At 67.7% G+C, this 14,082-nt stretch carries 11 protein-coding genes and 1 pseudogene; 6 read left to right on the top strand and 6 right to left on the bottom strand.

Features of this window, described 5'->3' with window-relative positions; genetic code table 11:
- Positions 1-54: 54 nt before the first annotated feature.
- Positions 55-1,884, bottom strand: coding sequence for an ABC transporter ATP-binding protein (locus AWQ71_RS07430; RefSeq protein WP_067128622.1), 1,830 nt, complete (start codon positions 1,882-1,884; stop codon positions 55-57).
- Complete coding sequence (locus AWQ71_RS07425; protein ID WP_067128619.1) at positions 1,881-3,662, bottom strand: ABC transporter ATP-binding protein; 1,782 nt, start codon at positions 3,660-3,662, stop codon at positions 1,881-1,883. Before AWQ71_RS07425 ends, AWQ71_RS07430 begins: the two co-directional genes overlap by 4 nt.
- A gap of 183 nt (positions 3,663-3,845) precedes the next feature.
- Between AWQ71_RS07425 and AWQ71_RS43675 the strand changes: the two are divergent.
- The 5 genes and pseudogenes from AWQ71_RS43675 to AWQ71_RS44595 form a co-directional block, all read left to right on the top strand.
- Positions 3,846-3,998: pseudogene (locus AWQ71_RS43675) on the top strand (transposase); the annotation flags it as partial.
- A 7-nt stretch (positions 3,999-4,005) separates the two neighbouring features.
- Positions 4,006-4,326, top strand: a complete 321-nt coding sequence (locus AWQ71_RS39950) for a transposase (RefSeq protein ID WP_084258665.1) — start codon at positions 4,006-4,008, stop codon at positions 4,324-4,326.
- A 178-nt stretch (positions 4,327-4,504) separates the two neighbouring features.
- Positions 4,505-5,065 carry a TlpA family protein disulfide reductase gene (locus AWQ71_RS07420; RefSeq protein WP_067129039.1) on the top strand — a complete coding sequence of 187 codons (561 nt, stop codon included), beginning with the start codon at positions 4,505-4,507 and terminating at the stop codon, positions 5,063-5,065.
- A complete protein-coding gene (locus AWQ71_RS07415; protein ID WP_067128616.1) occupies positions 5,055-7,013 on the top strand; it encodes an ABC transporter ATP-binding protein in 1,959 nt (652 codons plus the stop codon). Before AWQ71_RS07420 ends, AWQ71_RS07415 begins: the two co-directional genes overlap by 11 nt.
- Positions 7,010-7,534 carry a S24/S26 family peptidase gene (locus tag AWQ71_RS44595; RefSeq protein ID WP_084258663.1) on the top strand — a complete coding sequence of 175 codons (525 nt, stop codon included), beginning with the start codon at positions 7,010-7,012 and terminating at the stop codon, positions 7,532-7,534. Before AWQ71_RS07415 ends, AWQ71_RS44595 begins: the two co-directional genes overlap by 4 nt.
- Positions 7,535-7,721: 187 nt before the next feature.
- Here the strand turns inward: AWQ71_RS44595 and AWQ71_RS43200 are convergent, their stop codons facing one another.
- The 3 genes from AWQ71_RS43200 to AWQ71_RS39940 all read right to left on the bottom strand — a co-directional run bounded on the left by AWQ71_RS43200 (position 7,722) and on the right by AWQ71_RS39940 (position 9,805).
- The gene (locus tag AWQ71_RS43200; protein ID WP_067128613.1) at positions 7,722-7,958 is read right to left on the bottom strand and encodes a hypothetical protein; all 237 of its coding nucleotides are present in this window, start codon (positions 7,956-7,958) and stop codon (positions 7,722-7,724) included.
- Between the two features lie 506 nt (positions 7,959-8,464).
- Complete coding sequence (locus AWQ71_RS07405) at positions 8,465-9,025, bottom strand: MauE/DoxX family redox-associated membrane protein (protein ID WP_084258662.1); 561 nt, start codon at positions 9,023-9,025, stop codon at positions 8,465-8,467.
- A gap of 426 nt (positions 9,026-9,451) precedes the next feature.
- Positions 9,452-9,805, bottom strand: a complete 354-nt coding sequence (locus AWQ71_RS39940) for a transposase (protein ID WP_245658170.1) — start codon at positions 9,803-9,805, stop codon at positions 9,452-9,454.
- A gap of 1,212 nt (positions 9,806-11,017) precedes the next feature.
- Here AWQ71_RS39940 and AWQ71_RS07395 point away from each other — a divergent pair.
- Complete coding sequence (locus tag AWQ71_RS07395) at positions 11,018-12,253, top strand: IS4 family transposase (protein WP_218001691.1); 1,236 nt, start codon at positions 11,018-11,020, stop codon at positions 12,251-12,253.
- Positions 12,254-12,633: 380 nt separating this feature from the next.
- Here AWQ71_RS07395 and pyk read toward each other — a convergent pair whose 3' ends face one another.
- Positions 12,634-14,064 carry a pyruvate kinase gene (pyk, locus tag AWQ71_RS07390; protein ID WP_067128604.1) on the bottom strand — a complete coding sequence of 477 codons (1,431 nt, stop codon included), beginning with the start codon at positions 14,062-14,064 and terminating at the stop codon, positions 12,634-12,636.
- Between the last annotated feature and the right edge of the window lie 18 nt (positions 14,065-14,082).

The raw sequence follows: 14,082 nt of genomic DNA, 5'->3' as shown, positions 1-14,082 counted from the left end.
GGCTCCGTCCGCCTCCGGTTCTCCCGTACGGCCGCCCAGGCGCGGCGCGTACGGTCAGGCGAGGCTCTCGACCCAGGCGCGGTGCAGGCGGGCGAATCGGCCCGCTCCGGCGATCAGCCGCTGCGGCGGGCCGTCCTCGACCACGCGGCCGCCCTCCATGACGAGCACGCGGTCAGCGATCTCCACGGTGGACAGCCGATGCGCGATGATCACGGCGGTCCGGTCCGCGAGGATGGTGCGCAGCGCCCGCTGGACCAGCCGCTCGCTCGGCACATCGAGGCTGGAGGTCGCCTCGTCGAGGATGAGGACCGCCGGGTCGGCGAGGAACGCCCGCGCGAAGGCCACAAGCTGGCGCTGCCCGGCCGACATCCGGCCACCGCGCTTGCCGACCTGGGTGTCGTAGCCGTCCGGCAGCGCCGCGACGAACGCGTGCGCCCCGATCGCGCGGGCGGCGGCGACCACCTCCTCGTCGGTGGCGTCCGGACGTCCGAACCTGATGTTCTCGGCGATCGTGCCGGAGAACAGGAAGTTCTCCTGGGTGACCATGACCACCGAGCGGCGCAGCGCGGCCTCGTCGAGGTCGCGCAGGTCCACCCCGTCGAGCAGGACGCGGCCGTCCACCGGGTCGTAGAACCGGGAGATCAGCTTGGCCAGGGTGGTCTTGCCCGCGCCCGTGGTGCCGACCACCGCCATGGTCTGCCCGGCCGGGAGCTCCAGATCGAGCGCCGGGATGATCGGAGGCCCGTCCGGGTAGGCGAACTCGACCGCCTCGAACCGCACCGCCCCCTTCGCGTACGGCAGGGCCGCGGGGTGGCGGGGCTCGGCGACGGCGGGCTCCTCCTCCAGCACCCCGGACAGCTTCTCCAGCGCCGCGCTCGCCGACTGGAGCGTGTTGTAGAACTGGCTGATCTCCTGCATGGGCTCGTAGAACTGGCGCAGGTAGAGCAGGAACGCGGCCAGCACGCCGACGGTGACGGCGTCGTGCAGCGCGAGCCATCCGCCGTACAGCAGGACCGCGGCCACGGTCACGTTGCCGATCAGCTTGACGCCGGGCATGAAGACCGCGACGAGGCGCATGCCGCGCATGTTGGCGTCGCGGTAGTCCTGGTTGAGCCGCTCGAAGATCTCCTGGTTGCGCGGCTCCCTGCGGAACGCCTGGACCGCGCGGATGCCGGTCATCGACTCGACGAAGTGGACGATGACCAGGGCGACGGTCTCCCTGGTCCTGCGGTAGGTGACGCTGGACCCGCGCCGGAACCAGCGGGTGAACAGCAGCAGCAGGGGCAGCGGCAGCAGCGCGACCACGGCGAGGTGCGCGTCGAGCAGGAGCAGCATGGCCGCGGTGCCGACCAGCGTGAGCACCGCCGTGACCAGCCCGTCCAGGCCGGACGCCAGCAGCTCGGCGATCGCCTCGACGTCCGAGGTGAGCCGCGAGATCACCCGCCCGGAGGTGTACTTCTCGTGGAACGACAGGGACAGCCGCTGGAAGTGGTCGAAGACGCGGCGGCGGAGTTCGAGCAGGATGTCCTGGCCGATGCGGCCGGACAGCCGCAGGAACGCCTGCCGGGTGAGCGCCTGGGTCAGCGCGGCCGCGACGACCGCGGCGACGATGACGAACAGCGTCCCGGGCCCGCCGCCGCGCAGCATCGGCGGGATGCCGTCGTCGATGCCGACCGCGACGAGGTACGGGATGGCCAGCCCGGCGGCGCTGGACAGCACGATGATCGCGACCAGCAGCGCCATGCCGCGCCGGTGCGGGCGGAGCAGGTCGCCGAGCAGCCGGCGTGAGCGGGTACGCAGCAGGAGCGACACCCGGTCGGAGAGATGGTCCTGCTCCTCCGCGGCGACGCCGCGCCAGCCGTCCCCGGTCGCTTCCACGCTCACCGCAGTGCCTCCTCCTGGTCGAGATCGGCGTCCTGCGCGAGGAGCGCCCGGTATTCGGGGACCTCGGCCAGCAGGTCCGCGTGGCGGCCGACGTGGGTGATGGTGCCGTCCTGCAGGAGCGCGACCCGGTCGGCGAGCAGCACGGTCGAGGCCCGGTGCGCGACGACGAGGCCGGTGGCGTCGGCGAGGACGGCGCGCAACGCCTCCTCGACCAGGGCCTCGGTCTCCACGTCGAGCGCCGAGAGGGTGTCGTCCAGGACGAGGATCCGGGGCCGGCCGAGCACCGCGCGGGCCAGGGCGAGCCGCTGCCGCTGGCCGCCGGACAGGGACATGCCCTGCTCGCCGATGCGGGTGTCCAGCCCCCAGGGCAGGTCGTACGCGAAGGTGGCCTGGGCGATCTCCAGCGCGGCGCGGATCTCCTCGTCGGTGGCGTCCCCGCGGCCGAGGGTGAGGTTCTCCCGGACGCTCATCGAGAACAGCGTGGCCTCCTCGAAGGCGGTGGCGACCACCGAACGCAGCGAGGGCAGGGACAGGTCGCGCACGTCGTGCCCGTCGACGGTGACGCGCCCGGCCGTGACGTCGACCAGCCGCGGCACCAGCGCGGTGAGCGTGGTCTTGCCCGAGCCGGTCGCGCCGACGATGGCTATGGTCTCTCCCGGCTCCACCTCAAGCCAGACGTCGCGCAGCACGGGCCGCTCGGCGCCGGGGAACCGGAAGCCGACGCCCTCGAAACGCAGGTGGCCGCGCGGCTCGGCGACGACCTGCGCCCCGCCGTCGATCTCGGGCACGGTGTCGAGCACCTCGACGACCCGGTCCGCCGACGTCATGGCCTCCTGGCCCATCGCCAGGATGTACCCGAGCGAGGTGACCGGCCAGACGAGCTGGAGCACCAGCGTGGTGAAGGCCACCAGCGTGCCCAGGGTCAGCCAGCCGCCGCCGACGGCGAGCGCGCCGAGGAGCAGCACCATGGCGAGGGTGACGTTCGGCACCACTTCCAGGAAGGTGAAGAACCGGGAGGACAGCCGCACCTTCTCCAGGGAGGTGCGGTACACCTTGCCCGCCAGGCCGTCGTACGTCGCGGCCACGTGGCGCCGCCGTCCGAACGCCTTGATCGTGCGGACGCCGAGGGCGCTCTCCTCGACGAAGGTGGCGAGGTCGCCCTGCTCGTCCTGCACCTGGCGGGAGATGCGGATGTACCGTTTCTCGAAGCGATTCGACAGGATGATGACGGGGATCGCCGAACCGGCGACGAGCAGGCCGAGCGGCCAGTACATCCGCAGCAGCACCACGGTCACGGTGGTGAGCTGGAGGACGTTCATGACGAGGAACAGCACGCCGAACCCGAGGAACCGCCGGATCGTGGACAGGTCCGTGGTCGCGCGGGAGAGGAGCTGCCCGGACTGCCATTCGTCGTGGAAGCGCATCGGCAGGCGCTGCAGGTGGCGGTACAGGTCGTCGCGGATCGCCGTCTCCAGGCCGAGCACGGGGGCGGCCTGGGACCAGCGGCGCAGGAAGGTGAGCAGGGCCTCGGCCACGCCGAGCGCGAGCGCGAGCAGCCCCAGCGGCAGCAGCGCGTCCTGGTCGCCGTGCGCCACCGGACCATCGATGATCTCCTTGCCGACGAGCGGGGTCAGGATGGCGGCCGCGATGCCGAGCACGGCCGCCGCCCACATGAGGACCACCGGCCGGGTGTAGGGGCGCAGATACGACTTGAGCCGCCACAGCGAGGACCAGGAGGGTTTTCGAGCGTCTGAGGTGGGTCCTGATCGTGACGGCATGACCGGGCGTGACACTCCTCACCTAAGGGGGACGGCTCGCTCCCGCCATGGTTCCTTACGGCTCACGTCCGATCAACCGGTTTTTCGCCACTTACCGCTATGACATCATAACGGGACGTAATGGAAATGTGGCGCGATCAGCCGCTTTCCACCGGAAAGCCGACTAGCTAGAGCGTCAAGACCTTGGCCAATGCGCCCGCATCCACCCACGGCATCGATTCTGGCAAGAAGATTGTCGGCCGCAAGCGCAGCATCGTCACCGACACCCTTGGGCTGCTGCTCGCGGTGCTGGTCACAGCCGCCAGCATGTCCGACGGCACCGCTGGCCGGCAACTGCTGACAATTGTCGCCGCCGCTACCCGACGATCACCAAGGCCTGGGCCGACAGCGCCCACAGAACCACCCTCATCGAACACGCTGCCGTGCTCGGCATCGATGTGGAAGTCGTTCGCCGCGACCCCGCGACCAGGGGATTTACTCCTTTCCACGCCGCTGGGCCGTGGAGCGCATCTTCGGTTGGCTGATGTTCCATCGCCGCCTGGCACGCAACTACGAAGTCCTGCCCGCCCGTTCCGAAGCCGTAATCCACCTGGCCATAATCGACCTCGACCTCATGGCCCGACACCTCACCGACGAATCCACCCCTACCTGGCGAGGCGTATAACTTCAATCAAACGGAACCTATGGAATCAAACACCCTCTGACCACGTATCAGTTGACCTCGCCATTCCTGCTGTGCTCATGGTAGCGGCGGAGGATCGTCACGAACGAGACAAAGATCTACCGGATTTGCCCAAGCTATATTGAAAGGGTACATAAACTACTCAGATTGGGTGCTCTTCATGGGTTATCTCGCCGCCGCCGTCGTCCTGGTCGGCCTGCTCTGCCTGCTCAACCTGCTGCTGACGTTCGCCGTGATCCGCCGGCTGCGGGTCCACACCGAGCGCCTCAACCACCTGCTGGAGCGGGGCGGCGGGTCAGGCATGGGCGACACCCACGTGCAAGCGGGGGAGCAGGCCGGGGAGTTCACGGTCGTGGATCACGAGGGCGCCGAACTGACCCGTGACGGGCTGGGCGACGGCACACTGCTCGGCTTCTTCTCCCCGGGTTGCAAGCCGTGCGAGGAGCTCCTACCAGTGTTCACCACGTACGCCTCGACCCTTGACCGCGAAAAGGTGGTCGCGGTCGTGGACGGCGCCGACGGGAAGGGCGCACTGGCGTACGCGGAGCGTCTCGCCCCAGTGGCAAGGGTAGTTGTGGAGACAATGCAGGGCCGCCCGCTGCAGGAGGCGTTCGCCGTGGACGGGTTCCCGCTGGTGTTCCTGGTGGACGCTGGCGGGGTCGTCCGCACGTCTGACCGTTCGATGCGCGGGATCGAGCGGGCTAGCGCCCATGGAGCCTGAGGCCGCAGAGAAGCTCTTCGGCTCGCCGCGGGCAGCAGCGCGTGATGAGGGTGCCGCAGCGCTGTACGAGGCGGGGCTGGGCGCCTCGCTGGCCGAAATCGTACGGATTTCGGCGCAATCTGCGCCGGGAGTGATGACCGCGTACGCGTTAGTGGTCGTGGTGCAGGGTCTGGCCCCGGTGGCGTCTGCGTGGGCGATGAAGCTATTGGTAGACGGGATCCCTGACCCGGCGGTCACCCCGGCCGCGCTGGCCTGGCGGGTGGGCCTGTTGGGGGTGCTCGCGGTGGCGACCGCCGGACTGCCGCATCTGTCGCAGTATCTGGGAGGCTGCCTCGGGCGGGCGTTCACGGTGCGGGCCGCAGCCGATCTGTTCTCGGCGACTGTGCGGTTCGCCGGGCTGGCACGGTTCGAAGATCCGGGCGTGCTGGACCGGCTCAGGCTGGGGCAGCAGGCGGCGGCGGCAGGTGAGGCGCTTATCACGGGTGGGTTTATGGCTGTGGAGTCGGTGATCAGCCTGATCGGGTTCGCAACTGCGTTATGGGTGGTGTCGCCGGTAATGACGCTGGTGGCCATGGTGGCCGCGGTGCCGGGCCTGATCGTGCAGGTGAAGCTGTCCAAGCAGCGCAACCTCATGATGATGGACATGTCGCCCCATGAACGGCGGCACTTCTTCTACGGGGGGCTACTCACCGATTACCGGGCGGCCAAGGAGATCCGGTTGTTCGGCACCGGCGGTTGGCTGCGCGACCGGCTGCTGGGCGAACTCACACTGATCAACAGTGAGCGGCGGCGGATGGACGGTCGGGAGCTGCGCGCCAAGGGGCTGCTCGGCACGCTGGGTGCGGTCATCTCCGCAGGCGGTCTGGTGTGGGCAACGTTCGCCGCCCGCGCCGGATCCCTGTCGGTGGGGGATGTGTCGATGTTCGCCATAGCCATAGGTTCTATGCTCGGCGGGGCCGCTGCGTTGATCTCCGAGGCGGGCAGGATGTACAGCGGGTTGCTCATGTTCAGCCACCACGTGGCGATCGTCCGTGCTGCCCCCGACCTGCCAGTGCCGGCCGTACCGACGCCGCTGCGGCCCCTCACCAGTGAGTTGGAGCTGCGCGATGTTTGGTTTCGGTACTCGCCGGACCACCCGTGGATCCTACGCGGAGTCTCGCTACGGATCCCTCATGGGGCCACGGTGGGCATCGTCGGAGTGAACGGGGCGGGCAAGTCCACGCTGGTCAAGCTGGTGCTGCGGTTCTACGATCCGCAGCAGGGTTCGATCACGTGGGACGGGGTGGATCTGCGGGACATGGATCCGGCCGCACTACGGGACCGGATCAGCGGCGTCTTCCAGGACCACATGACGTACGACCTGACCGCCCGAGAGAACGTCGGCCTCGGCTCCCTCGACGCCCTCCACGATCTCGATCGGATCCGCGTGGCCGCTCGGCGAGCCGGGATCGACGACGTCCTCGACGCCCTGCCTCGCGGCTATGAGACGCAGCTGTCGCGGATCTTTACCTCCGAGACCGACAAGGACGATCCGGAGACCGGCGTGGTGCTCTCCGGCGGCCAGTGGCAGCGCACCGCGCTCGCGCGGGCGTTCTTGCGCGCCGACCGCGACCTGATGATCCTTGACGAGCCGTCATCTGGGCTGGACCCAGAATCCGAGGCCGATGTCCACGCCCGCATGCGCGCTCACCGCGCCGGACGTACAAGCCTGCTCATCTCCCACCGGCTCAACACAGTCCGCGATGCCGATCTCATAGTCGTCCTGCGTGACGGGGTCGTCGCTGAGCAGGGCACCCACGACCAACTCATGGCGACCGGCGGCACGTACGCCCGCATGTTCCGCCTCCAGTCCGCTGGCTACACCGACGCCGCGGAGGTTGGCGCTAATGCTGTTGGTGTGCCTCCCACCGGGCACGGTGGGATCCCGGCGGGAGAGGGGAGCCGATGAAGCGCCTGCTCGGTTACTGGCTCACCGTGCTCACCGTCGAAGGCCTTAGCATGGAACCGACCCTGCGCGACGGCGACCGGTTGCTCGCCCGGCGAGTACGTCACCGGCGAGGCACGGCGCGCGTCGCCGGACGCGACCTCCGGGCGGGGGACATCGTCGCCGTGGTTAACCGGGGCAAGGAATTGCCGCCCGGCGCTGTCGCGCCACGGCACCGTGGGATCACGCGCTACTTGGTGAAGCGTGTGGCCGCCCTGCCCGGCCACACCTGGGAGGGCGAAACGGTACGCGCCGGTCAGGTGATCCTTCTCGGGGACAACACCACGCATAGCTTCGACTCGCGGATCCATGGTCCCTTCGCCCTAGCCGATGTGTACGCCTGCGCAGTCCGCCGCATGTTTTCGCGCCGCCCGCTCGACCCGCGTTCCCGGCCGGTTGGTTCTGGACCGTTCGGGAGATCGGACATCGGACCTCTTGGCGCTCGAGCGGATGACCGCGATCGGAGAGAACCACCTGGCTCTTAACTGAAGTTTCGCCATTTTCATGATCGGAAGCGGCGGGCGTTGATGACGCTCCGTAAAATTCCCTGAATGGGGAACGCGCCGCCCGAAGAGACGGAAGCGCCGGTGGTCCTGGTTCCTACACCTTGGGCAGTTCGGGTGCGCGTACGGTCACTGGGATGTGGAGCACTGCGGGGCTGGCGGGCCGCTGTTACTGGTCGCGGGCGCACCAGTTCTTCTCCCGCGCCATCTGGGAGATGGAGACGGTCGCACTCGGCTCTGCCCCGTGCCGTGGAATAGCTGCCCCATTTCCCAGCTCGATCAACTCGTCGAACAGCGTCGTGGCCCACAGCCGCGGATCCCCGACCTCGGCATCCAGCCGCAGCCGACAGCACTCGGCGAACGGCTCGAACGGATCGGCTGTGCTCCGCCGCCTTTGCCCCGGCACCCGCTCGCCGTTCAGATAGGCCCGGATCGTCGGTCAGATGCCACACGATCGGCGAAATCTGCTCTGACGCTTTCTCTGTGGAACAGCTACAGAGCGTGGCTTGGGCTTCGAGCGGGCAGCGTCCGCTGTGATTGCACTTTAGCGGCCTTCTGCATGTAAATGCGACTGCCCCGTGGTATTCCGGTTCTGCGACCTGCTCCAGATCCGATTCCTGAACACGATCTGATCACACACCGTAACGCCTCCACACAGAAAGCGTCGGAGTCGAAATCACAGGGCGTCATCAGATCGCGGCGACGAAGTACTCTTCGCGACATTTGACCTGCGAACTTCTCAAGCAGTTGGCATACCTGCGCCATCTCGTCGGGTGTCGCGAGATCATGATTCCGAAGCGACTTTTCAGAATGATCACGCTAAGTGATCGTTAAGTTAATGAAGTACTACTAACGCTCGTCGCTCAGCTTGAGACGGAAGTTCGCGAGGCGTTGGTCGAACTTCATTCCTACCTACGGAGTAGGCTCGACGCGAAGGAGTCCCGCGAGGTCGTCTGCCATTACTGCGAGGAGGCCGAGGACGAGACCTACGGCTATTGCGATGGTGAACGCCGCTGGTGGTGGCACGTCACCACCAGCGTGTGTTGCCGTGAGGCCGAGGACAGCGATGGATAGCAACCCGATGTTCCGCACAATGTGAATCCGCCCGAGGGGAGTTTGGGAGCGCCCGAAGCACGCACACGGCTCGCGATTGCCACGCCTGAGCGAGACGCCGATAGCAGCGGTGAAGGCGGTGAAGAGCGTCACCGCAAGTGTGAAACCAGCGGTGCCTGCGGCATCGACGGGAATCACTAAAAGTGTGGCAGTCACCACTTCGGCAGCGGCCGAAATCATGGCGGCTGAGTGGACAAGTCGACGGGGCAGAACCCCCATCTCGCCAAGTGATGTAGCGAAAGCGGCATAGCGCTCCCGGTCGGTTAGCTTAGCCCACGACGCGATGGCGAAGACGAGGACCAGTGCGGATCGGGCGGCGATCTCGATGATCGGCGTGATAATGAGCATAACATCGTGCATTGGACCCTCCGGGCGAGGTCGGTTGTGGAAACATCATCTTTCCGCAACCCGGGCTGGCCCCCGATTCGGCCCTTCATACCAGTACCGACGCGGGCGCTGAGACTCCCTCCATCCGCGCCCGGAACCGACCCTTAGCTTACGATTTAACGTCACTCTCGGTGTTCGTTGTTGGTCGTTACGGTCTTTCGGTAAGGCGGGCGGACGCTTGTCCTTCGGCCGTTCCTTGACCCCTTGGGACATCCGGGGCCGGGTCGGGTGAGTATCGGCGAGCTGGCAGGTGTCCCGAGCTTTGCGCGGAGACGGCGAAAGCCGAGGCGGACCCGGTAGGGGCTGAGCGGTCTTCCCGGTTGGGGACGTGGATGCCAGGGACGGCGCAGGTCGTCGACGTGCGGGCTGGCCAGCCGGAGGTGGGCGTAGCGGCCATGATCAGATGCATCCAGCGATCGGCGGCTCGCGCCGAGGCCAGATGGGCGCGGGCCATGCCCAGATAGACCCTGCCGAACCGGTGAAATGCTCTTGGTCGAAAGGCCGACGGGGTTCGGGGTCGGCGTAGAAGACGCGGGTGGCGCGCAGCCGGACCAGGACCTGAACGTACCGGTCGGCCAGCGCGTGGGAGATGTCGGTGGCGTAGTTCCCGGCGTCCAGCATGATCAGCGGCGGCGGATCGCCGCGGTGAGCCGACCGGCCACCTCCGGGTCGGCCAGCAAGCCGGTGATCTGCTCGATGGTGACATCGGTGCTCGTCACCCGGCCAGAGCCGGCGCGCCTCGATCGGGTCCACCCAGGAGGAGTCTCCCCACTGCACGCCTACCAGCAGGCTATAGGGCCAGCCGGGCAGGAACTTGTCGCCGCCCTTTGCACCATCACCCGCTCATCGGCGTATTCGGCGTCAGGCCGCGCGTCTGGCGGGAACCCGGGCACGGCCAGCGCCGTGGAGGCGTGGCCGCGCAGGCCGGATTTCTCGGCGAACAGCCGGAGCAGGGGGACACCGGCGGCGGGGACCAGTCCGGTGGCGCCGTCGGTCAGCTCCAGTCCTGTCGACCACGCTGACGTACGCTTTTCCAGTTCCCGGCGACGCCGCCGTTCTTTAGCACGCTTGATCTATCGCCGCAATCCGGCGGGTGTCGTAGGCTTCACTTTCGAGGTGCCGTTCTCCCGCAGGATCGAGATCTAGACAATCCAGATCATGCCAGGCCAGAGCGGCACCTCTCACCATATATGACACTAAATGACGATCACCCGATGGCCGATGAATTCACGAGGTCCGCGAAGACGCCTCAGCTGTCACTACCGGGTCTCGGCCCCGCCTTATTGCTGCGCTCCGTAACACCACCATCGGGCTCGTCCGTCAGCCCCGCCCGGAGAATCGCCGCGGCTATCCGCGAGATCAAACACCATCCTCACCGGCTTCTGGCCGTCACGGGCTTGAAACTACACCCTGAATGGATGCCTGACCAGCGGATGAAGACTTTGCGGGTCACCCCATTGGGATACATGGCTCGCATGTGTAACCCAGGCCACGGCCGCTAGTGCAGTCCTCCCAATCGGTACATTTCTTGACACCTGTACCCGGGCACCCGACGGTCGTCGACCAGGTCGACCTCACGCATTTTCCTGCGGCAGACGCACGCAACTCCGGCACGAACGACGCGAGGATACGGTCGGCAATGCGACCGATGGCAAACTTCATATCGTTCACTTTCCTTTCTGGACAATTATTGTCCGTGCGTTTACGACTTTCGAGAGTTTGACTAGTGGATTGCCCCGATTGCGATGATCGTACTTTATGCGAGAGAGTAAGAGGACGTCAAGACTGACTAGCAAGACTGGCTAGGGTGGGCGAAACGTTACTATTGGTGATCGGTGCCAGGGCGTCCCAAGGGTGACCCGCAAAGTCTTCATCGCAGGTCAGGTATCCATTCAAGGTGTAGTTTCAAGCCGGTGACGGCCCCAATGCCGTTTAGATAGGGGTTTGGGCTGATAGCTTCCGCTGGTGGCGGAGTGGATCAAGACCGGTGGGCCGTCCCGGTTGACGGATCTGGTGGCGCTGGGTGCGTTGACGTCGTTGCTGCCGCGGGAGGTCCTGGACGGGGCGATCGAGAAGTACGGGTGCCGTGAGCGGCGGGTGCGGAAGCTCCCTGCGCACGTGGTCGTCTATCTCCTGATCGCGCTGTGCCTGTTTCCTGACGATGACTACGAGGAGGTCGCCGAGAAGCTGACCGGGATGCTCGCCTGGATGCCGGGCTCGCGGTGGGAGCCGCCGACGCGAGGGGCGGTGACGCAGGCCCGGCAGCGGTTGGGTGCCGAGCCGGTCAAGGAGGTGTTCGAGCGGGTGGCCCGCCCAGCCGCCTCCCCGGCGACGGCGGGTGCCTGGCTGGGGAGGTGGCGGCTGATGGCGATCGACGGGTTCGTGCTCGACCTGCCCGACACTGAGGCGAACTTAGAGGAGTTCCCCAAGGACAGCGCGGGCGGCTACGAGACGGCATTTGCGCAGGCCCGGGTCGTGGCCATCAGCGAGTGCGCCAGTCACGCGATCGTCGCGGCAGACGTGTCGGGCTGCTGGGACGGTGAACAGACCCTGGCCTACTCCCTGTATGAGCGGCTGGAGCAGGACATGCTGCTGCTCGCCGATCGCGGCTTCTACAGCTTCTACGCCTGGGGTCAGGCCAGCCGTAGCGGCGCCCAGCTGCTGTGGCGGGTGCAGGCCGGGCTGCGCCCGTACTGGCTGCGGGACCTAGAGGATGGATCCTGGCTCGCGGTCATCACCAACCCCGTGATCGGCCTGCACAGGTCACAGAAGGACCGGCTGCGTGAAGACGCCCGCCAGGGCCAGCCCCTCGACCCCGACCGGGCGATGGTCGTCCGGGTGGTCGACTACACCGTGCCCGATCGCAAAGGCGACCACATCAGGCTGATCACCAGCATCCTCGACCCGGCCGAGGCCACCGCCGAGCACCTGGCCTCCTGCTACCACCAGCGGTGGGAAGCCGAAACCGGGTTCGACCAGCTGAAGACCCATCTGCGTGGGCCGGGCCGGATCCTGCGCTCCCGCACTCCCGACCTGGTGCGCCAGGAGATCTGGGCCTATCTCCTCACCCACTGGGCCCTGGCCACCCTGATCTGCGTCGCGGCCACCACCGCCGGGATCGACCCCGACCGGATCAAGTTCCTGGCCACCCTGCGCATCGTGCGCCGCTCGGTCACCGACCGGGCGGCCTTTTCCCCCTGAGCCCCACGACGACCTTTGGACCCGCACCGTCTACCAGGTCGGCCGGCCCCGCAACCGCAACCCCGCCCGCCGCCACCGCAGCTACCCCCGAGCCGTCAAACGCATCCGACGCAGCAGCTACAGAGAACGTCGCCCCTCTGACAAGGGCATCCGGCACGCAGGACCGCCCACCGTCGCGCTGCTGCCCCGACAACCCCGAGCCAGACAATGATCGTTAACTAAACGGCATTGGCGTGACGGCCAGACGGTGATGATGGTGTTTGATCTCGCGGATGGCCGCGGCGATTCTCCGGGTCCCGGAGCCATCGCCCATGCCGCGCGTACACGCCGACGACCCGGCGGCCGTGGGCCACCGGGTCGGGCCGGTACGGAGCCGCCGGTCAGCGGGGGTGCGCGACCGCCGAGCCGATCGTGTGCACACGCAGGAAGTTGGTCGAGCCCGGGATGCCGGTCGGGGACCCCGCCACGATGACGATCTTGTCGCCCTTCTCGAAGTTGCCGAGAGTGAGCAGCGAGGCCTCGACCTGGCGCACCATGTCGTCGGTGTGGTGGACGAACGGCACCTCGAAGGTCTCGACGCCCCAGGTCACCGCGAGCTGCCCGCGGACCTGCGGGTTGGAGGTGAAGGCGAGCAGCGGGATCGGCGAGCGGTAGCGCGCGAGCCGCCGCGCGGTCTCGCCCGACATAGTGAACGCCACCAGGGCCTTGGCGCCGACGATCGCGCCGACCTCGGCCGCGGCTCTGGCGATGGCGCCGCCGGTGGTCTCGGGCAGCCGCTCCAGGGTGTGCGTGGCGTGCAGCGTGGCGCTCTCGGCGGCCGTCGCGATGCGGGCCATGGTGGAGACCGACTCAACGGGATAGTTGCCGACGGAGGTCTCGCCGGACAGCATCACCGCGTCGGCGCCGTCCATGACCGCGTACGCGACGTCGGAGGCCTCGGCCCGGGTCGGCCGGGGGGCGCTCATCATGGAGTCGAGCATCTGGGTGGCGACGATGACCGGGTGCGCCTTGTCACGGCACAGCTCGATGATGCGGCGCTGGACGATCGGCACCTGCTCGAGCGGCAACTCGACGCCGAGGTCGCCGCGGGCGACCATGATGCCGTCGAAGGCGTCGACGATCTCCTCCAGGCAGGCGACGGCCTGCGGCTTCTCGATCTTGGCGAGCAGCGGGAGGTGGACGCCCTCCTCTTCCATGATCCCGTGCACGATCTCGGCGTCGCCGGGCGCGCGCACGAAGGACAGCGCGATCATGTCGAAGCCGGTGCGCAGCGCCCAGCGCAGGTCGATCTCGTCCTTCTCGGTGAGCGCGGGCGCGCTGACCGCGACGCCGGGCAGGTTGAGGCCCTTGTTGTCGGAGATCATGCCGCCGATGACGACGCGGGTGACCACGCGGGGGCCGTCCACGGCGGTCACCTCCAGGTGGAGGCGGCCGTCGTCCACGAGCACGGTGTCGCCCGGCCGCACGTCGCCGGGCAGCCCGGCGTACGTGGTGGAGACGATGTCACGGTCGCCGGGGACGTCCTCGGTGGTGATGGTGAAGACGTCTCCGAAGCCGAGCCGTACCGGACCGGACGCGAACCGGCCCACGCGGATCTTGGGCCCCTGGAGGTCGGCGAGCACGCCTACGGCACGCCCCACCTCGTCGGCGGCGGCCCTGACCCGGTCCAACACCTCCTTGTGCAGCTCGTGGCTGCCGTGCGAGAGGTTGAATCTGGCCACGTCCATGCCGGCGGCGATGAGCTCGCGCAGCCGCTCCGGCGAGGAGGTTGCGGGGCCAAGGGTACAGACGATCTTTGCTCGACGACTCACGGTCCTAGCCTAATTGGT

The sequence above is a fragment of the Microtetraspora malaysiensis genome, assembly GCF_001528665.1.
Taxonomy (GTDB): Bacteria; Actinomycetota; Actinomycetes; order Streptosporangiales; family Streptosporangiaceae; genus Microtetraspora_A; species Microtetraspora_A malaysiensis.
The sequence above is the reverse complement of the archived record's forward strand: the minus strand, read 5'-3'. Positions and strand labels throughout refer to the sequence as shown.